The following is a 19433-nucleotide window of genomic DNA, read 5'->3' as shown; positions in this document are numbered from 1 at the left end:
CGGCTTGCACCCAAGCCCCGGATGACTGGAAAGAACGACTCCCGTTTCTGCCCGGCCTCATGTAAGCCAGACGCACGATATCAAACGAGAAAATTGCGATGAGACGATTTTTCTACCTTTCGGCCCTCGGATTTGCGCTGGCCTTTCTGTCGCCGGGCCAGATGAACCGCGCTTTCGCGGAAGAGAATCTTCCGCGCCTTCTGCCGGAACCGGGCGTGAGCGCCCATATCGAAAGGCGCGAAGAGGGTTATGTTCTGATCCAGCCCGACGGATCGAAACTCGTCTTGCTGGATTCCGACTGGCTCACCGGGCTCGACGGACCTGTCGGCTTTGACACCGCCGACTATGATTTCGATGGCTATACGGACCTCGCCTTGCGTGCCCGCGAGGCGGGAAGCCTCGACGTCGGCGTGGCGCTTTATCTCTACGATCCGAAATCCAGATCTTTTTCTCCCCTGATCATCGAGGACGAACTTGGCGGAAAACTGAACTGCGGCGAACTGTGGAATGTCGAGCGCCTTGCAGAGCGAAAGCTGATCAAAAGCAGTTGCAGCCGCGACGGGCATTACACCCGGATCGATATCCTGTCGATCGGCCCGGACAAGTCGCCACGGCTTGTGGAACAGTCGCGCCCGGAGGAGCAGATGTCCGGCTGGCCCTATATGGAAAAGCCCATGCGCATGGTCACTTACGACCCGCAGGGGAATATCGTCCTCGAACTGCCGCTGGCGCCCGATGAAACGGAACAGGGCTGGGAAGTTCCGATAGAAAAGCTGGCGCTTTACAGCAATCCTGACCGGGAAAGCGCCACAAATTCCCATCTGGTCCGGGGCGACAAGGCGCGCAAGCTCGCTTTTGCCGGTAGCGACTGGATGAAGATCGCCTATCAGGACAAGACCGGGCCGCTTGAACGCTGGATATCCCTGAGCGAAGCCTATGACCTTGCAGAATGGCAGGCGGAAAACGGGCAGAAGCCGCAATCCCTGCAGCTTGGTCTCGCGGATTACAGCGATGTCGACAAGGACCAGGATTACTACAGGCACCTGTTCACCCTGACGCTGGCGAACAAGGGAAGCGAAGCGGTGGAACTGAGCTATGCCGAGTTGCATCTGCTTTTCACCTCCGCCGAGGGCCAGCAGACCACCCACAAGCTCTACGACCTTTTCAACAAGACCATTGAGCCGGGAAAGAGCGAAACGCTCGACGACAATCCGGTCCAGAAGCGCGACGGCCAATATGTCATCTACCATCCGGTTGGCGATGAAGACGCCTATTCGCCGTTCTTTCCGCAAGGGCTTCCCGCCGGGAAATACAGAATCCGCCCTGTCGTGACCGGCCCCAACCTCAAAGCCCCCATTTATGGCCGGGAGGAGATCGAGATGGACTATCCGCCCCGGCTACCGGACAGCCTGATCGACCCTTGAACCGGCGCTCGACCGGGCAAGGGCTGCGAGCGCCATGCCCATCGGCAGGGCGGGGGCGAACAGGAAGCCCTGCCCGCTGCTGCAGCCAAGCGCGCACAGCATGTCCCGGTCTTCCTCCGTCTCGATGCCTTCGGCGGTCACCTTGACGCCGAGGGCGTCGGCCAAAGCGACCATCGCCCGCACGATATGCTGGTCGCCCTCCGATTCCGCGATGCCGCGCACAAACACCTGATCGATCTTGATCTTGTCGATGAGACCTTTCTTCAACGAAGCAAAGGTCGCAAAGCCGGTGCCGAAATCGTCGAGCGCGATGGAAACACCGGCATTCGACAGCGCATCCAGACTGTCATTCATCCCGCGCTGGTCGAAGGGCGCCTCCTCCGTGATCTCGATTTCCAGCATGGAAACCGGCAGGTCGCGTCGTTCCATCTGGGACAGGATTTCATGCGGAATGCGGCCTCCCGCCATTTCGCGCGGCGACAGGTTCATGGCGACCGTCAGATCGCAGCGACCGCTTTCGGTGAGCTTGTCGATCATCTCGCAGCAATTGAAGAAGACATTCTTCGTAAGCTGCCGCACCACGCCCACTTCGCAGGCAACATCGATGATTTCAGGCGGGGCGATGGTGCCGTGCTGCGGATGGTCCCAGCGCAGCAGCGCCTCGAAGCCCACCATCCTCCCGCTGGAGAGTTCCACCACCGGCTGGAAATAGGTCTGTATCTGCCCGGTCTCGATGGCGATGCGCAGATCGCGCTCGATGCTCTGCTTGCGCTCCCACTCGTGATGCAGGCGCTTTTCAAAAAAGTAATATTCGTTGCGGCCACGCCTCTTGGCGGCATAAAGCGCGAAATCGGCGCGCAGCAGCATTTCAACCGGGTCGAGCCGCTCCAGCCGGCAGATGCCGACGCAGGCGCCGATCTCGACCGACAGGATGCCTTCGTAATGGGCGCTCAGGCTGCCGATGATGCGCGCCGCGACCAGCCCCGCCTCGATGGTCGCCGATGGTTCGGGATAGACGAGCACGAATTCATCGCCGCCGATGCGCGCCAGCACGGAGCGCTCGGGTGAAATCTGCCGGATACGCTGCGCGATGGCGACGAGGAGATCGTCCCCCACCTTGTGTCCGTAGGTATCGTTGACGGACTTGAACCCGTCGAGGTCAATCAGCATGACGATGAAGGGGCCTTCCGCGACGGGAAAAAGCCGGATGGAATTTTCCAGCCCGCGCCGGTTGAAGAGGCCGGTCAGCGGGTCTTCCTGCGACTTGAGCGCCATTTCGTCGGCCAGCTGCTTGGCCTCGTGCTTCAGCCTGCTTGTCTGGATGAAGCGGTTTTGCCCCAGCAGCGCGCCGCGCGTAAGCCCGCACCAGAACAGCACGACGGAAACGGCGATAACGCCGCGTTGCAGGTCGGCTTGCACGGCCAGGCATATTACCGTCACGACGAGCGGCGGTGTTATGAAATTGATCGCAATCGAAGCATAGGACGAACCGTAGGTGACGGCGCCTGCGCAAATTCCGGCAAGGATGACCAGATAGACCGGCGATTGCGGGTCGGTGAACCCGCTGGAAAGGACGGCGACGCCGGACCAGAAAAAGCCCGACAGGGCGGCAAGAAACTGGAACCGCCTGATCTGGCGCTGCAAATCCGCGACATTTTCAATCGGCGCCTGGCGGCGGCTATAGGCAATTGCCTCGAAGAAGCGCAGCGCATTGACGATATTGACGAGCGCGAACCAGACGATCGACTCCCAGAAATACCCGGCGGCGCTCTGCACCAGCACGATGAGCACCGAGAGAATCGTGCTTATGGGCATCGAGAAGCGAGCGCCCTCGCAAATCTCGCCAAGCTGGTCCGCCAGTATCTTGTCGGCTATCGGACTGTCGTGGCTGCCATATGCCGACCTGACCAGTTGAAGCCAATATGCAGTTTTCGACCCCATCGATACGCAACCACCGGCCAGAGCACGTTCAGCTTTTCCCGATCGGGACGCCCCCGAGTTTCCGACCAGAAAGGAATGCAGAAAACCTGCCCCCAACTGCCAAGTATAACATGCACTTTATCTAAAATGCCAATGGTCCAGCGGTTCAATCGATACAATTACTTCGGTGGATGGGGCATACCACCCGGCAAGCCCCATCCAGCGTGGTCTCAAAAAAGCACGGTCACTCGGTCGCGGGCTCTTCCGCCGTCAGCAGCAGCTTGTCGATGCGGCGGCCGTCCAGGTCGACGATCTCGAACACCCATCCGTTCTTGACGAAGGTTTCACCCACATCCGGCAGGTGCTTCATTTCCTCCAGCGCCAGCCCGGCAACAGTGTTGTATTCCGCATCCTCATCGATCGGGAAACGCAGGAACTCCGAGAATTCGTCAATCGGCATCCAGCCGGAGACGAGATAGGAACCATCCGCACGGCGAACGATCGCCTTTTCCTCGATATGGTCCTCTTCCTGCATGGCGCCGATGATTGCCTCGATCACGTCGCCCGCAGTAATCACCCCTTCAAAATGGCCGTATTCGTCATAGACGAGCACCATATGTGTCGGCGTGCCGCGGATGGCCTCCACCACGTCCAGCGCATCGGAAAAATCCGACACGACCGGAACGTCCCGGACGATCTCGCGCACATTGACGCTGCCCGTGGAGGAAAGCTGGTTGAAGAAATCACGCACTTGCAGGACGCCGATCACTTCATCGGAATTCTCGCCGCGTACCGGCAGCCGTGAACGGCTCGTATTGTGAAGCTGTTGGCGGATTTCATCGAAACTGTCTTCAATATCGACCATTTCGACGTCCATGCGCGGCGTCATCAGCCCGCGCGCCGTCCGGTCCGCAAGGCGCATCACGCCTGCGATCATGCGGGACTCTTCCGTCTCGATCACGCCTGCGCTATGCGCTTCGGCCAGAACGGACTTGATCTCTTCATCGGTCACGCCGTCGCTCGACTTGCCGGACTGACCGAGCAGCTTGAGGACCAGACGGCCCGACGTATCGAGAAGCCAGACGAGCGGCGCAGCCATTTTCGACAGGAGCGTCATGGTCGGGGCGACGCGGCTTGCCACCGCCTCCGGCTCGCGAAGCGCGATCTGCTTCGGCACGAGTTCGCCGACGATCAGCGACAGATAGGTGATGACCACCACGACCGAACCGACGCCGAGCGCATCGGCAAGGGCTGGCGATATGCCCTGCGCCAGAAGCCAGCCGGAGAGACGGGCACCCAATGTCGCGCCCGAAAACGCACCTGACAGAATGCCGACCAGCGTAATGCCGATCTGGACGGTGGACAGGAAACGGCCTGGATTATCGGCAAGCTCGATGGCCATGCGGGCGCCGCGGCTGCCCTTGTCCGCCATTACCCTCAGTCGTGCCGGGCGGGAGGAAACCACTGCGAGTTCCGACATGGCGAGAACACCATTGAGGATCGTCAGCAGCACGACCGTAATTATTTCAAAATACAAAACTGCCCCTCGGGATCAGATGATCGGAATATAGAGCGTTTCCAGTTAAAACGGGTTCGTAGAACCGCTCTATCTCTTTTTGTCTACGCGTTATCCTATGCAAAACCGCTTCGCGCTTTTGCTGGAAATGCTCTAATAATAGAAAGGAACGCCCCCTCTTTCCAGAGGCGGCCCGCATAAAATACTGCGATACTGTCACAATAACAGTCATGATGCGCTTTCTTCTGGCTCGCTTCTGATCGGGACCGGCGGCCATTTGTCGTCCTCACAATAAATGATTCACAATTCAGGCAAAACGAGAAAAGAGAAGTTTGGTCAGGCCAATTGGGTCTAACAATAGCAATTAGGGGCCGAGCCAACCCATCATAACGAGTTTTTTGCTGCCTGCACAAAATTGGCTTGACCAGAAACCGCGTGCCTTCTACTTCTTCTGTCAATAGTTGACGAAACTTTGCGCGAGGAGGAAGCGCGATGGGAGGATTACCGTCAGCATCAGCGCGCGCGGATGCTGCGCCTGTATTGCTGAATCTGGATTCCGTTTCCAAGGAATTTCCGGGCGTCAAAGCCCTGTCGAACGTCAGCTTTGAATTGCGGGCGGGCGAGGTTCATGCCGTCTGCGGTGAAAATGGTGCGGGCAAATCAACCCTGATGAAGATCGTCAGCGGCGTCTATCAGCCCGATGGCGGGACGATCCATTATCGCGGCCAGCCGGTTCGCTTCGGCTCCACGCTTGAATCGGAAGCGGCAGGCATCGCCATCATCCATCAGGAACTGAACCTCATTCCGCACCTGAGCGTTGCCGAGAACATCTATCTCGCCCGCGAGCCGAAACGCGGTTTCTTTGTCGACCGCCGCAAGCTGAAGGAAGACGCGCAGCGCTGCCTAGACCGGCTTGGCGTGAAGATCGATCCGTCCACGCAGGTGCTGAACCTTTCCGTTGCCCAATGCCAGATGGTCGAGATCGCCAAGGCGCTTTCACTCAATGCCTCCGTCCTCATCATGGACGAGCCCACCTCCTCGCTGACCGAGCAGGAAGCGCAGCTTCTGTTCAGGGTCATCCGCGAGCTGAAGGCGCAGGGCACCGGCATCGTCTATATTTCGCATCGTCTCGATGAAATGGCGGAGATTGTCGACCGCGTCACCATCCTGCGCGATGGGCGCTATGTCTGGACCAGGGATTTCCACGATGTCACCGTCGATGAGATCGTGGCCGGGATGGTCGGGCGCTCGCTGGACGAGAAATTTCCCGAACCGACGCGAAAGCCGACGCAGGAAGTGATGTTCTCCGTCGCCGGGCTGACGCGCGGCGGCGTCTTCGAGAATATCGGCTTTGAACTCAGGCGCGGCGAAATCCTCGGCTTTGCCGGGCTGATGGGCGCGGGACGAACCGAAGTTGCGCGCGCGATCTTCGGTGCCGATCCGCATGACGCCGGAACCATCGTGCTCGAAGGCGAAACGCTTTCCATCACCAGCCCGCGCGACGCCATCGAGGCAGGCATCGCCTACCTGTCGGAAGACCGCAAGGCGCAGGGACTGGCCGTCAAGATGCCGGTCGATGCCAATCTGACCCTCGCCAATATGGAAGCCGTCAGCAGCGCTTATGGCGTTATCGATTTCGAGCGCCACCGACAGGCAAGCCAGCGCTATGTCGATCTTCTCAACATCAAGACGCCGGGGCTGGCCCAGCCCGTTCGCCTGCTGTCGGGCGGCAACCAGCAGAAGATCATCATCGGCAAGTGGCTGTTCCGCGAGCCGCGCATCATGTTCTTTGACGAACCGACGCGCGGCATCGACGTGGGCGCGAAGTTCGCCATCTACCAGATCATGGACGAACTGGCCGCAAGAGGCATCGGCATCGTGCTGATCAGCTCGGAACTGCCGGAAATTCTGGGGCTTTCGGACCGCGTGGCGGTCTTTCACGAGGGGCGCATCACCGCGGTCCTCGATACGGCTGCGACAACGCAGGAAGAAATCATGACCTATGCCTCCGGTCGGGGCCGGCAGGACAAATGAGGACGCAGTAATGGCCGAAATCACCACGGACAAGCCCCAGCAGGCGGCTAAATCCAAAGGGCTCAGCGACCGCCAGAAGGATATCATCCAGAAGTTTGCGGCCGTCGGCAGCCTGATCATTCTGGCGGCGATCTTTTCCGTCACCAGCAGCGCTTTCATGACCGTCAACAATGCGATGACCATCGCCTTGCAAGTGACGTCCATCGCGCTGCTCGGCATCGGCGCGACCTATGTCATCATCACCGGCGGTATCGATCTTTCGGTCGGCTCCGTGCTGGCGCTTGCCGGTGTGGTGGCGGCGCTTGCGGTCAAGGAACTTTCACTGCCGATCCCGCTCGCCATGCTGCTTGGCATCCTGACGGGATCGCTCTGCGGTCTCATCAACGGCTTTGTCATCACCAGGCTCAAGCTGCCGCCCTTCATCGCCACGCTTGGCATGATGCTGATCGCGCGCGGCGTCGCGCTCCAGATCACCGGCGCGCGCGCCGTCTCCGGCCTTGGCGAATCCTTCGGCGTGCTCGGCAACGGATCGCTGTTCCGCATCGAGAGCATCGACGAACAGGGCTTTCCGGTTGTCACCTTCCCCGGCATCCCCTACCCGGTGGTGCTGATGATCGTGATCGCGATCGCGGCCGCACTCGTGTTGAACCGCACGGTGCTGGGCCGCCACATCTATGCCATCGGGTCGAACGCCGAGGCAGCGCGGCTTTCCGGCGTCAATGTCGCCCGCGTGACGGCCTTCACCTATATCGTTTCGGGAACGCTTGCCGGGCTTACGGGCTGCGTTCTCATGTCCCGCCTCGTGACCGCACAGCCCAATGAGGGCGTCGCCTACGAACTCGACGCCATTGCCAGCGCGGTCATCGGCGGCACGTCGCTCATCGGCGGCGTCGGCACTATCTCGGGCACGTTCATCGGCTCGTTCGTCATCGGAATCCTGCGGAACGGCCTCAACATGAACGGCATTTCCGCTTTCACGCAGCAGATCATCATCGGCCTCGTCATTCTGGTCACCGTTTGGATCGACCAGATGCGCAACCGTCGATGAGAGGGGAGACGGGATGCGAGGCATTCCGGCAAGGGTAGAGCCAAGAGCTCGATAACAGGAGGAAAACATGCGTAAACTGGTGTCTGCATTGATGGCTTCGGCCTTCGTCCTTGCCGGGGCGGCAAGCGCTTCGGCTGGCGAAATCGCCGTTATCGTGAAGACCGTGAATTCGACTTTCTGGCAGAACGTCCAGAAGGGCGCCGAAGCCGCGATCAAGGATTCCAAGGACCACACCATGACCTTCCAGGGTCCGGCGGCTGAATCGGCCATCGCCGATCAGGTGAACATGGTGGAAAATGCCGTGAACCGCAAAGTGGACGCAATCCTGCTTGCACCTTCCGACCCGGACGCGCTGACGCCCGCCGTGAAAAAGGCATGGGAAGCCCGCATTCCGGTCGTCATCATCGACTCGCAGCTCGCCGATGGCGGCGACAAATATTACCAGTCGTTCCTCGCCACCGATAACCGCAAGGCCGGCGAAGCCGCGGCCAAGGCCCTGATCGACAAGGCAGGCACCACCGGCAAGATCGCCGTCATGTCCTATGTCGCGGGCGCAGGGTCCGAAATCGGCCGCGTCGGCGGCTTCGTGGACTACATCAAGGCCAATTCCAAGCTGGAAATCGTCGGTCCCTATTACTCGCAGTCGCAGATGGCGACCGCGCTCAACCAGACCACCGACGTTCTGGCGGCCAATGGCGATCTCGTCGGCATCTTCGGCGCCAATGAACCGACCGCCATCGGCATGGGCCGCGCCATCAAGCAGGCAGGCAAGTCGGGCAAGCTGACCGCCATCGGCTTCGACGGCAATCAGGACCTGCAGGAATTCGTCAAGGACGGCACGCTGAACGCCATCGTCGTTCAGGGTTCCTACCAGATGGGCGAGAAGGGCATCGAAACCCTGCTGAAGGTGCTGAACAAGGAAAAGGTCGAGAAGTTCGTCGACACCGGCGCTGTTGTCGTCACCAAGGACAATATCGACAAGCCGGAAGCCAAGAACGTGCTTTATTAAACCACGGCAGTCCCAAATGTTCGAAAGGGAGGCGCAACGCCTCCCTTTTTTGTTGGAGCGCATCCCGAAAATTGTGAAATGATGCGCGTTCCAATCGGATCGAAACTGCTCTAACGGCCCTTCTTTTCGCGCCAGTTCTGGAACTTGCGCTCGTTCTCTTCCTTCGTGCATGGATAAAGGCCGATAATGGCGGCGCCGTTCAGCACCTCTTCCAGCACGAAATCCTCATAGGTTTCCATGGCCGTGCATTCGGCTGCGATTTCATCGGCAAGATGCGCGGGAACGACCATGACGCCATCGGCGTCGCCGACCAGCACATCGCCCGGAAACACCGCCGCATCGCCGCAGGCGATCGGCACGTTGATGTCCACCGCCTCATGCAGCGTCAGGTTGGTCGGGGCGGAGGGTTTTGCGCAATAGGCGGGCATGTCCAGCTCGCCGATGCCGCTCACATCGCGAAAGCCGCCGTCCGAGACGATGCCCGCCGCGCCGCGCAGGGCGAGCCTCGTCACCAGGATCGACCCGGCGGTCGCCGCGCGCGCATCCTTGCGCGCATCCATCACCAGCACGCAACCGGGCGGGCAGGTCTCTATCGCAACGCGCTGCTTGTGGTCCGGATTGCGGAAAACCGTAATGGGATTGCGGTCCTCGCGCGCCGGGATATAGCGCAGCGTGAAGGCCTGGCCGACCATGTTCTCGCGCTTGCGCGCCACCGGCAGCACGCCCTGGATGAACTGGTTGCGCAGGCCGCGCTTGTAAAGCGCGGTCGCGACGGAAGCCGTCGAAACCGCCTTCAGCTTCGCTCGCGTTTCGTCGGAAAGCACATAATCTGACATCGAAGCTGCCTCTCAATAGATGACCGGTTCGTCGACGGGACGGCCGAAATCGGTTTTCAGGAAGTCGAAATCGCAGCCCTTGTCGGCCTGTTCGACATGCTTGGAGAATACGAACCCGTAGCCGCGCTCATATTTGGGCGGCGGCGCCTGCCAGACTGCGCGCCGCGCCGCCAGTTCCGCCTCCGAAACCAGCATGTTGAGGCTGCGGGCCGGAATGTCGAGTTCCACCATGTCGCCGGTCTTCAACAGGGCGAGCGGCCCGCCGATGAAGGATTCCGGGGCGACGTGCAGGACGCAGGCGCCGAAACTGGTTCCCGACATGCGCGCATCCGAAATGCGCACCATATCGCGCAGCCCAAGCTTCAAAAGCGCCTTCGGCATGGGGATCATCCCCCATTCCGGCATCCCCGGCCCGCCCTGCGGACCGGCATTGCGCAGCACCAGAACCGTGTCCGGCGTCATCGGATAGTCGGGATCATCGATGATCTTCTTCAGGTCGGGATAGCTGTCGGCCACAAGCGCCGGTCCCTTGTGGCGGTGGAAGCGCGGATCGCAGGCCGCAGGCTTTATCACTGCGCCATCGGGACAGAGATTGCCTTTCAGAACCGCAAGCGAACCTTCGTGATAGACCGGATTGGAAAGCGGACGGATCACCTCCTCATTCCAGATTTTCACGTCCTCCAGACCATCGGTGAGCGGCTTGCCGGTCACGGTTATCGCGGACGGATCGAGCTTGCCGCCAAGCTGTTTCATCAATGCCCGCAGCCCGCCCGCATAAAAGAAATCCTCCATCAGATAGGTGGTGCCGGACGGCCTGATATTGGCGATCACCGGCGTCGTGCGGCCGATGCGGTCGAGATCGTCCAACTCCAGCGCCACGCCCGCCCGGCGCGCCATCGCGATCAGATGGATGATGGCGTTTGTCGAGCATCCGGTGGCCATCGCAACCGTGACCGCATTGGTGATCGCGGCAGGCGTCATGATCTTTTCCGGCGTCAGGTCTTCCCAGACCATTTCCACGATGCGGCGGCCGCATTGGGTGGACATGCGCTGGTGATTGGCGTCCGCGGCCGGGATGGACGACGCGCCGGGAAGCGTCAGACCCATGGCTTCGGCAATCGCGGTCATGGTCGATGCGGTTCCCATAGTCATGCAATGGCCGTAGGACCGGGCGATGCCGCCCTCGATCCCCTGCCATTCCTCCTTCGAGATAGTGCCTGCGCGGCGCTCGTCCCAATATTTGAAGCCGTCCGTGCCGGAGCCCAGATATTTACCGGCATAATTGCCGCGCAGCATCGGCCCGGCAGGCAGGAAGATGAACGGCAGGCCCATGCTGACCGCGCCCATGACAAGCCCCGGCGTGGTCTTGTCGCAGCCGCCCATCAACACCGCGCCGTCGATCGGATGCGAGCGCAGCAGTTCCTCGGTCTCCATCGCCAGCATGTTGCGGTAGAGCATGGTCGTCGGCTTCACGAAATTTTCCGACAGCGACAATGCAGGCAACTCCATCGGGAAGCCGCCCGCCTGCAGGATGCCGCGCTTGACCCACTCCACCCGGTCCTTGAAATGCATGTGGCACGGCTGCGCCTCGGACCATGTATTTATGACGGCGATGATCGGACGACCTTCCCAGTCGACCGGATCATATCCCATCTGCATGGTGCGCGAGCGATGCCCGAATGAACGTTGGTCGTCCGGCAGCATCCAGCGCGCCGAACGCAGATCACCATAGGTCTTTCTGGTCATTTCCTACCTTCCCGATCAGAGCGCTTCCCGAAAGGCAAAAGCGGCTTCCGGGAGAAATAAATGGTTTGGGAGCATCCGGGCGGTCCCGTCACACGCCCCTCATCCGGTGCACCGCGGCACCGGCGACCGAAGCCGCGGCCAAAAACACGCCGCCCGACAGGGGCGCTGCGTCCAGTGCCGCGCCCGGCACCTGCCGGTGCGAAGTGATGGCCAGAAGTGTGAGGCCCGGCCCGCAAAAACAGGGCATTGTCGGGGCTGGAACCGGGACCGGCACCTTTTCCAGCAGATTGCCGTCACGGTCGAAGCGGTTCAGGACACCCGCCGATACGCCTGCGCTCCAATAAGCGCCCCCGGCATCGCAGGCCCCGCCATCCGGCCTGCCGCCCTGCTCATCAAGATCGCGGATGCGCTTTCGCCCGCTGACGCCGCCCGTTTCGGGGTCGAAGTCGTAGCGATCGATCCACGGCCCGCGTGAATCCGTATGGAACATGGTTCTGCCATCCGCCGTCCAGGCGAGGCCGTTTGAAATCCTGAAGCCGTCGGCCTTCACGGATGCATCGCCATCCCCCGTCACCCGATAAAGCCGCGATATGGGCTCGCGCTCGGGACGGCCATGCATGCTGCCGACCCAGAACGCGCCGTCGGGACCGACCTTGCCGTCATTGAGGCGGGACGTTGCAGGCTCATCAAAGGCGGACCATAACGCTTCCTGACTGCCGGTTTCAGGATCGAACAGCACGACCTCGCGCGAAAGCGCCACGACAAGCCGTCCGCTTTCGGTCAATCCGAGGCTTGCCACCTTGCTGTCGAAAGACCATTCGCGAAGCGGGCCCCGGTCAAGGTCGATTTCATATATGCGTCGCCCCTCGATATCGCAGGCAAAGAGTGTCTGCCTGCGGTCATCCCAGACCGGGCTTTCCATCAACTCCCCGCGCAGATCGGCTATGCAGCGAAACGGCTCCATCATTCAGCCTCCGTCTTTCTCCTGACGACGTCAGGGTGATCGAGCACGAAACCGGAGAGTTCCAATCCAAGGCCCGCGCCTTCGAATGGATAGATCACGCCTTTTTCGATGCGCGGCATCACCGTCACCAGATCGCGATACCAGGACGTGTAATAGGCGCGGACCGACTCCTGATAGATCGCGTTCGGCGCATTGAGCGACAGGTGGATGGAAGCGGCAAACACCACCGGGCCGGTGCAGTCATGCGGCGCGATGGGTCGCTGGAAGGCCTCGGCCATGGTGGCGATCTTCTTGGCTTCGGAAAGCCCACCGCACCATGAAATGTCGAGCATCACATAGTCGGACGCATCGGCCCGCAGCACATCGAGAAACTGCGCGCGCGTCGCCATGGTTTCGCTGGCGCAGACCGGAATGCCGGACTGGCGGGCATAAACGGCAAGCGCCTGCGGGTTCATCATCTTGATCGGATCTTCCGACCAGAATGGCCGGAAGGCCTTCAGCTCGCGCGCGATGGCGAGCGCCGATGTGAGGTCCCACATGGAGTGGAACTCGACCATGATTTCCATCCGGTCGCCAACCGCATCGCGTATCTGACGGAACGGTTGCAGCGCCTTGTCGAGATCACCGGCGTGGATGAAATTCCCGCCGGAAGCGACGGCAAACGGATCGAAGGGCCAGATTTTCATGGCCGTTATGCCTTCCGACAGAAGGCTTTCGGCAAGCGCGCCCGCATCCCTGTGAAAGGCGAGCTGGTCCTCATATGGCCCTTCCTTCGCTTCGTCCGCATCGCCGATATAGCGGCGCGCGCCACTCTTGTTATAGGTGTAACCGGCGCAGGTATTGTAGGTGCGGATCGATTGGCGCGACAGGCCGCCCAGCAACTGGTGGATCGGCTGGCCGGTCAGCTTGCCGAAAATATCCCAAAGCGCGATGTCGATTGCCGAGGCGGCGCGGATTTCCACGCCCGAGGAACGAAAGCCGACATAGGGTTCCAGCAGCAGTTTCGAAATGCGGTCGATCTCCAGCGGGTTCTGGCCAAGGAGCAGCGGCGCAACATCGCTGTGGATATAGGCTGCAACCGCATTTGCCCCACGAAATGTTTCGCCAAGCCCGACGATACCTTCGTCGGTGTGAACCTGCACCCACAAGATGTTGTTGAGGTGCGGAAGCTGCACCGTTTCGATTGCGGTGATCTTCATCCTGTAACCTCAATGCGCGGACGGTTGACGGTTGCGTGCCACGATCTGCGTCGGATTGACGAAACGCAGCGCCAGAAGCAGCCAGACCAGCGAGGTGACCATGTAGATGACCGCCATGGCATCGATGGACTGCACCGAGCGGACCCCGGCGGCGAACACCGAATAATAGAGCGCGACCACCAAAGTTTGCGATGTCGGCCCGGCGGTGAGGAAGGTCAGTTCGAACATCGCCACCGTGCGCACCAGAACCAGAAGCATGGCCGCGAGAACGCCCGGCATCAGCATGGGCAGAAGCACATGGATGAAGAGCTTGAACGTGCCTGCGCCGAACACGCGCGCCGCCGCTTCCACCTTCGGGTCGATCTGCTCGATGAACGGGATCATCACCAGAATGACGAAGGGGACCGTCGGCACGAGATTGGCGAGCACCACGCCCCAGAAAGTGCCGCCCACGCCGAACTTGTAGAGCACGGTCGCCAGCGGAATGCCGAAGGTTATCGGCGGCACCAGAAGCGGCAGCAGGAAGATCAGGAGCACAAGCTTCTTGCCGGGAAAATCGCGGCGCGCCATGGCATAGGCTGCCGTCACGCCCAGAATGCCCGACAGGATCACCACGGCAAAGACGACCTGAAACGTGACCAGCAGCACCTGATCGAGCTGGAATTCGGCCCAGGCCGCCGCATACCAGCGCGTGGTGAACGCTTCGGGCAGCCAGGTGCCGAGCCAGCGCGTGCCGAAGCTCGAAACCACCACAGCCGTGATGACCGCAAGGACATTGAGCACGAAGAAGCCGGTCACGAGCCAGACGAGGGTGATCCAGAGCTTGGAAAGGACGGAAGTATCGCGGATCATGGCCTATCCCTTTCCGCCGGCGGTGGAACCGCGATAGAAGAGCGAACGCACGCCGAGAAGCGCGCCGACGACAAGCAACTGCACGCCCGCCATGATCATCGCGATGGATGAAGCCATGGAGTCGTCATATTGCTCGAACGCCGCCTGTGCCGCGGCAATCGAGATCACCCGCGTCGGACCCGACGGCGCGCCCAGAAGGACGGCGGAGGGAAACACGGCGAAGGCCTGCACGAAGGTGAGACAGGCCGCGACGACCAGCCCCGGCACCAGCAGTGGCAGCATGACATGGCGAAAGCGCTGCCAGCTGTTTGCGCCATGGGTGGCGGCGGCGCGTTCCAGCGCGGGATCGATGCCCGTGATATAGGAAAGCGTCAGCAGGAAGGTGAACGGAAACACCGTGATGACCAGCGATGCGAAGACGCCCCAGTAATTGTTGGTGAGCTTCAACGGGCTGTCGATGAGGCCGATGGTGATCAGCGTGCGGCTGAACCAGCCTTGAGGTCCCAGATAGTTCAGCAACCCCTCCGCGATCAGGACGGTGCCAAGCGTTACCGGCAGGACGAGGATCGTGGTGAGCAGGCGCTGGCGGCGCATCAGCCGCACGCGCATGGCAATCGGAACCGCGAAAAGGACACTGATGAGGGTAACGGGGACCGCCAGCCACAGCGTCGCGCCGATGGTCTTGTAGAGGTAGGGATCGGAGAAGAACTTGCTGTAATTGGCAAGCGCGCCCCCTCCGTCGAGCGGGTTGAAGGACAGGACCAGCCCGTAAAGAAACGGATAGATGAACACGCCCACCACAAAAAGCAGCGCGGGCAGGATCAGAAGGGTGACGCCATCGAAGCCGCGATTGGCGAGGCGTTGCCGCAGGCCGGGCCGCAAGGCGGGATTGAGCGGTGCGTCTGCATAGGTCTCGACTGCCATCGCTCAGCCCTCCGCCGGAAAGACCAGCGCATGGCCGGCATCGATGCCGAGCACGATGCGGCTGCCGGGTTCAACGCCGTGCGGCCCGTGAAAGATCAGTTCCATCCCGGTTTCGGTGCGGGCGGTGCCGACATATTCGCGCCCGCGATATTCGATGGTCTCGACGGTGGCCTGCAAGTCGTTGCGGTGGCCCGAACCGGACACGACATCATCGCCGCGCGCCATCAGCACGGCATCATCGCCCGGCCGAAGCTCGTCCATGGCGCGCCCGACGAGTTCGCTTCCGGCCACGGCAATGACCGCCTGCCCGTTTTCTACGCGCAGGACCCTGCCCGGCAAGGCGTTGCGGAAGCCCATGAAGGCGGCAACGTCGCGATAGCGCGGCTCTTCGTAGAGTTCGTGCGGCTTGCCGACCTGACGGATTTCGCCATCGCGCAGGACCACGATGCGGTCGGCAAGCGAAAGGGCCTCGTCCTGGTCATGGGTCACATAGATCGTCGTGGAGCCGAGCTGGTTATGGATGCGGCGGATTTCGGCGCGCATCTCAAGGCGCAGCTTGGCATCGAGATTGGAAAGCGGCTCGTCCATCAGAACCAGCGGCGGCTCGATGACGATGGCGCGGGCAATCGCCACGCGCTGCTGCTGGCCGCCGGAAAGCTGCCCCGGCAGTTTTTCTTCCTGCCCTTGCAGGCGCACCAGAGCCAATGCGGCCCGCGCGCGCTTTTCGATTTCGCTTTTCGCCAGACCGCGCATCTTGAGGCCGAAGCCGACATTCTGCAAAACGTTCATATGCGGAAACAGCGCATAATTCTGGAACACCATGCCGAAGCCGCGATCTTCGGGCTTCAGCTGGTCCACTCGTCGCTCGTCGATATAGATGCCGCCGCCCGTCGTGCCGAGAAGTCCGGCGATGCAGTTGAGAGCCGTCGATTTTCCGCAGCCCGAAGGCCCCAGAAGCGCGATGAACTCGCCCTTGCGGATGGTGAGGTTGATATCCCTCAGGGCAGCGAAAGTCCCGAATGAACGGCTCATGCGGTCGAGCCGGAGTTCTTGAAATGACATTGACGCAAGCACCATGGTTTGGAATTGGCGAGTATCGGCGCCCCGTGACGGGCCGTTTGCAGCCCGTCACGCAGCCGTCGGTTCATCAGCCTCCGGCGACCTCTTCGTCCCAGCGGCGGAACGCGGCAACCAGCGCCTCCGGCTCAAGCGGCAGCTCGATCGGATTGTTGGCGATCCAGTCGGCATATTCCGGACGGCCGAACTCCGCGATGATGTTCTGGCTTTCCTTCGGCGCCATCTCGATGGTGACATCCTTCACCGCCGGGCCCGGATAGAAATATCCGGCGTCATAGGAATAGGCCTGCTGGTCAGGCTTGAGCGCGAACTTGATGAACTCCATGAGCACCGCTACCTTTTCCTCCGGCACGCCCTTGGGGATCGCGAAATAATGCGCGTCGCAAACCCAGTGGAAGCCGTCGAGCTTGCTGACGCCCATCTCCTTCGGCACTACGCCCAGCGCACGCGGGTTGATGTCCCAGCCGGTCGTCGTTACCGTCATGTCCCGCGTGCCTTCGCCCAGTTCCTTCATGAGCGCGCCCGTGCCTGCCGGGTAATATTCGATGTTCTTGTGCAGTTCCTTCAGATAGGCCCAGGTCTTATCCCAGCCCTTGACCGGGTCTTTCGGGTCGCTGTCCTTCAGAAGATAGGGAAGCCCCATCAGGAAGGTGCGCCCCGGACCGGAATTGGCCGGGCGGGCATAGATGAACTTGTTCGGATTTTCCTTTGCCCAGGCGAGCAGTTCTTCCGCGGTCTTCGGCGGCGTCTTCACCTTGTCGGGATGATATTCAAGCAGGGGGCCGGATGGGTAATAGGAAACGACGACGCCCTTGCCCTTCGACATTTCCTGCATGCGCCAGGCGGGTTCCAGATAGATATCCTGCAACTTCGGCAGGCCGTTGTCCGGCAGCGCAATGATGTCGGTCCATATGTCGTCGGCAAGCCCGGCGGAAAGCGCGTCCGGCCCGACGATCACCATGTCGATGTCGATGCGGTTGGCGCGCTGCTGCGCCTTGATCTTTCCCGGCAGTTCCGGCGCCGGTGCCTTGTTGAAGGTGAAGCGCGAGACGAGCGCCTTCTGCCCGGCTGCGAAATTATCGAAGATCGGCTGTGTCAGCGCCAGATTGCCAGCGGCATCGATGACGTTGAGCGCCACCGGCGAGGACGGCAGCTTCGCCGACTGCGCCCATGCGCCCTTAGGCAGCATGAGCCCCATGCCGGTCGCAATCCCGGCCCCCGCCATGAATGTGCGGCGTGAAATTCCCTTGTTCATGTTCTCCTCCACTTTCTGGTTATCCGGTGCGCCCCTCTTCTCCCTGTCAGGACGCCCGGGTTCATTAGTCAGACAATGCCATCGCTCTCCCAGCCAGAGACGATCTTGCGAAGCGTCCCACGATCATTCGCTTCAAGCTGCGGCAGTCCGGGAAGCCGCACCTTGCCCACATCAAGCCCCTGAATCTGCAAGGCTTCCTTCACAACAGTCACATTGGCGCCGTTGCGGTATCTGGTGCGCATGGTCTCGAAATCGGCAATGCTTTCGACCACTGCCCGCGCCCTTGCGAAATCTCCCGCCTCCAGCGCGTTCCACACGGCAAGCGAGCGCTTCGGCGCGACATTGACGAGGCCGGAGGTGAAACCGCGCCCGCCAAGGGCATAGAACGGCAAGGCCCAGCTTTCCGCCAGACCGCAGATCCAGGTCGCTTCCATGCCCTTCGTCGCCCGGCAGCACTCGAAGAAAAGCATCGTGTTCTGCGATGCGAACTTGACGCCTGCGACCTTCGGATGGGTGGCAAGGCGCACCATTTCATCGAGCGGGATCAGGTCCGAGCGGATATAGGCGACGATGGGCAGATCGATAGCTTCGGCAATGGCGATGAAGTAATCCACCTGCGCGTGGGGCGCGGCGAAGGGATCGAGCGGATGGTGGATCATCACGCCATCGGCCCCCGCCTTGCCTGCCGCGCTCGCGACCCGGATCGCCTCACGCACCGAACGCCCGGCGGCAGCCGTCACAGCAGCCTTTCCGTCAACCGCGGCAATGGCAATCGCCTGAAGCCGGATGACTTCATCCTCGGTAAGACTGTAGAATTCGCCGGTATTCCCCCCGGTGACGATGTTATGAACACCTGCCTGCGCGATGCGCCCGACGATTTCACCCGTCAGTCCGGCATCGATCTCGCCCCTTGCGTCATAGGCAGTCGCATGCACGCCCGAAATGCCGCGAAGCACCCGGCGGTAGCCCGCTAAATCCATCATTTCCTCCCAATGTACCGGTCAGAAGACCAGTTCGATATGCGTATCCCCCGCTTTCACGATGTGCTCACGCATCAGCCGCTCGGCCAGATCGCCGTTGCGCGCCGTGATTGCCTGCATGATAGTCTCATGTTCCTTGAACGACTGGCGGCGCACATCCTCACGCGACAGGACTGTCACCCTCGCGGCGTGGTCGTACATGCGCTGCGCATTCTGCAACCGGCGCAGATATTCGCAGCCCGATGCCTCATGGATGCCGTCGTGGAACTTCTCGTTCAACTCGATCAGCAGATCGACATTGCCCGCTTCCACCGCCGCGCGCATTTCCTCAATCACCGCGCGAAGAAAGCCGAACGCCTCCTCGCCGCCGTGCTTGGCCGCCTGCCGCGCAATGATGCTTTCCAGCGCGGCACGGGCGAGCGTCATTTCCTCGGCCTGCCGTGCATTGAACGATACGAACGTCCCGCGCCGCGCCTCGGTCCTGACCAGCCCTTCCCCTTCCAGCTGGCGCAGCGCCTCTTTCAACGGGCTCGTGCTGATGCCCAGATCCGAAGCCAGCTGCCTCTCGTTCAGCTTCTCGCCAGACTTGAGGCGTCCGGAAATGATCGCCTCCCGCAGATTGTCATGCACATGATCTCTGAGGCTCTTC

16 protein-coding genes are annotated in these 19433 nt (G+C 61.2%); 4 read left to right on the top strand and 12 right to left on the bottom strand.

Features of this window, described 5'->3' with window-relative positions:
- The first annotated feature begins 98 nt into the window (after positions 1 to 98).
- The gene (locus ACS5UA_RS16290; RefSeq protein WP_273771058.1) at positions 99 to 1424 is read left to right on the top strand and encodes a hypothetical protein; all 1326 of its coding nucleotides are present in this window, start codon (positions 99 to 101) and stop codon (positions 1422 to 1424) included.
- On the opposite strand, the gene ACS5UA_RS16285 is transcribed toward ACS5UA_RS16290, so the two are convergent.
- Both ACS5UA_RS16285 and ACS5UA_RS16280 read right to left on the bottom strand, forming a co-directional pair.
- Complete coding sequence (locus ACS5UA_RS16285) at positions 1398 to 3365, bottom strand: putative bifunctional diguanylate cyclase/phosphodiesterase (RefSeq protein WP_273771059.1); 1968 nt, start codon at positions 3363 to 3365, stop codon at positions 1398 to 1400. The genes ACS5UA_RS16290 and ACS5UA_RS16285 overlap by 27 nt on opposite strands.
- 223 nt (positions 3366 to 3588) lie before the next feature.
- The gene (locus tag ACS5UA_RS16280; RefSeq protein WP_273771060.1) at positions 3589 to 4881 is read right to left on the bottom strand and encodes a hemolysin family protein; all 1293 of its coding nucleotides are present in this window, start codon (positions 4879 to 4881) and stop codon (positions 3589 to 3591) included.
- Positions 4882 to 5352: 471 nt separating this feature from the next.
- Here ACS5UA_RS16280 and ACS5UA_RS16275 point away from each other — a divergent pair, with 471 nt between their 5' ends.
- The 3 genes from ACS5UA_RS16275 (at position 5353) to ACS5UA_RS16265 (ending at position 8951) form a co-directional block, all read left to right on the top strand.
- A complete protein-coding gene (locus ACS5UA_RS16275) occupies positions 5353 to 6894 on the top strand; it encodes a sugar ABC transporter ATP-binding protein (RefSeq protein WP_273771061.1) in 1542 nt (513 codons plus the stop codon).
- Between the two features lie 10 nt (positions 6895 to 6904).
- Complete coding sequence (locus ACS5UA_RS16270; RefSeq protein WP_006472243.1) at positions 6905 to 7942, top strand: ABC transporter permease; 1038 nt, start codon at positions 6905 to 6907, stop codon at positions 7940 to 7942.
- Positions 7943 to 8009: 67 nt separating this feature from the next.
- A complete protein-coding gene (locus ACS5UA_RS16265) occupies positions 8010 to 8951 on the top strand; it encodes an ABC transporter substrate-binding protein (protein WP_006468607.1) in 942 nt (313 codons plus the stop codon).
- Positions 8952 to 9061: 110 nt separating this feature from the next.
- Here ACS5UA_RS16265 and ACS5UA_RS16260 read toward each other — a convergent pair whose 3' ends face one another.
- The 10 genes from ACS5UA_RS16260 to ACS5UA_RS16215 all read right to left on the bottom strand — a co-directional run bounded on the left by ACS5UA_RS16260 (position 9062) and on the right by ACS5UA_RS16215 (position 19414).
- On the bottom strand, positions 9062 to 9787 hold the full coding sequence (locus ACS5UA_RS16260) for a ribonuclease activity regulator RraA (protein ID WP_021585560.1): 726 nt from the start codon (positions 9785 to 9787) through the stop codon (positions 9062 to 9064).
- Positions 9788 to 9799: 12 nt separating this feature from the next.
- Positions 9800 to 11533, bottom strand: a complete 1734-nt coding sequence (araD, locus tag ACS5UA_RS16255; protein ID WP_273771062.1) for an L-arabinonate dehydratase — start codon at positions 11531 to 11533, stop codon at positions 9800 to 9802.
- An 88-nt stretch (positions 11534 to 11621) separates the two neighbouring features.
- Positions 11622 to 12500: an SMP-30/gluconolactonase/LRE family protein gene (locus ACS5UA_RS16250; RefSeq protein WP_273771063.1), complete on the bottom strand. Its 879-nt coding sequence runs from the start codon at positions 12498 to 12500 to the stop codon at positions 11622 to 11624.
- Complete coding sequence (locus ACS5UA_RS16245; RefSeq protein WP_006468603.1) at positions 12497 to 13696, bottom strand: mandelate racemase/muconate lactonizing enzyme family protein; 1200 nt, start codon at positions 13694 to 13696, stop codon at positions 12497 to 12499. The genes ACS5UA_RS16250 and ACS5UA_RS16245 overlap by 4 nt, the downstream gene beginning before the upstream one ends.
- Positions 13697 to 13705: 9 nt before the next feature.
- The gene (locus tag ACS5UA_RS16240) at positions 13706 to 14548 is read right to left on the bottom strand and encodes an ABC transporter permease (RefSeq protein WP_006468602.1); all 843 of its coding nucleotides are present in this window, start codon (positions 14546 to 14548) and stop codon (positions 13706 to 13708) included.
- A 3-nt stretch (positions 14549 to 14551) separates the two neighbouring features.
- Positions 14552 to 15472: an ABC transporter permease gene (locus ACS5UA_RS16235; protein ID WP_006468601.1), complete on the bottom strand. Its 921-nt coding sequence runs from the start codon at positions 15470 to 15472 to the stop codon at positions 14552 to 14554.
- A gap of 3 nt (positions 15473 to 15475) precedes the next feature.
- The gene (locus tag ACS5UA_RS16230; protein WP_273771064.1) at positions 15476 to 16549 is read right to left on the bottom strand and encodes an ABC transporter ATP-binding protein; all 1074 of its coding nucleotides are present in this window, start codon (positions 16547 to 16549) and stop codon (positions 15476 to 15478) included.
- A 70-nt stretch (positions 16550 to 16619) separates the two neighbouring features.
- Entirely contained in the window at positions 16620 to 17804 is a 1185-nt protein-coding gene (locus tag ACS5UA_RS16225) for an extracellular solute-binding protein (protein ID WP_006472240.1), read from the bottom strand.
- A 68-nt stretch (positions 17805 to 17872) separates the two neighbouring features.
- A complete protein-coding gene (locus tag ACS5UA_RS16220; RefSeq protein WP_273771065.1) occupies positions 17873 to 18784 on the bottom strand; it encodes a dihydrodipicolinate synthase family protein in 912 nt (303 codons plus the stop codon).
- Between the two features lie 21 nt (positions 18785 to 18805).
- Positions 18806 to 19414: a GntR family transcriptional regulator gene (locus ACS5UA_RS16215; RefSeq protein WP_420703408.1), complete on the bottom strand. Its 609-nt coding sequence runs from the start codon at positions 19412 to 19414 to the stop codon at positions 18806 to 18808.
- Positions 19415 to 19433 lie beyond the last annotated feature (19 nt).

The organism is Brucella sp. RRSP16 (genome assembly GCF_052246815.1).
Taxonomy (GTDB): Bacteria; Pseudomonadota; Alphaproteobacteria; order Rhizobiales; family Rhizobiaceae; genus Brucella; species Brucella intermedia.
The sequence above is the reverse complement of the archived record's forward strand: the minus strand, read 5'-3'. Positions and strand labels throughout refer to the sequence as shown.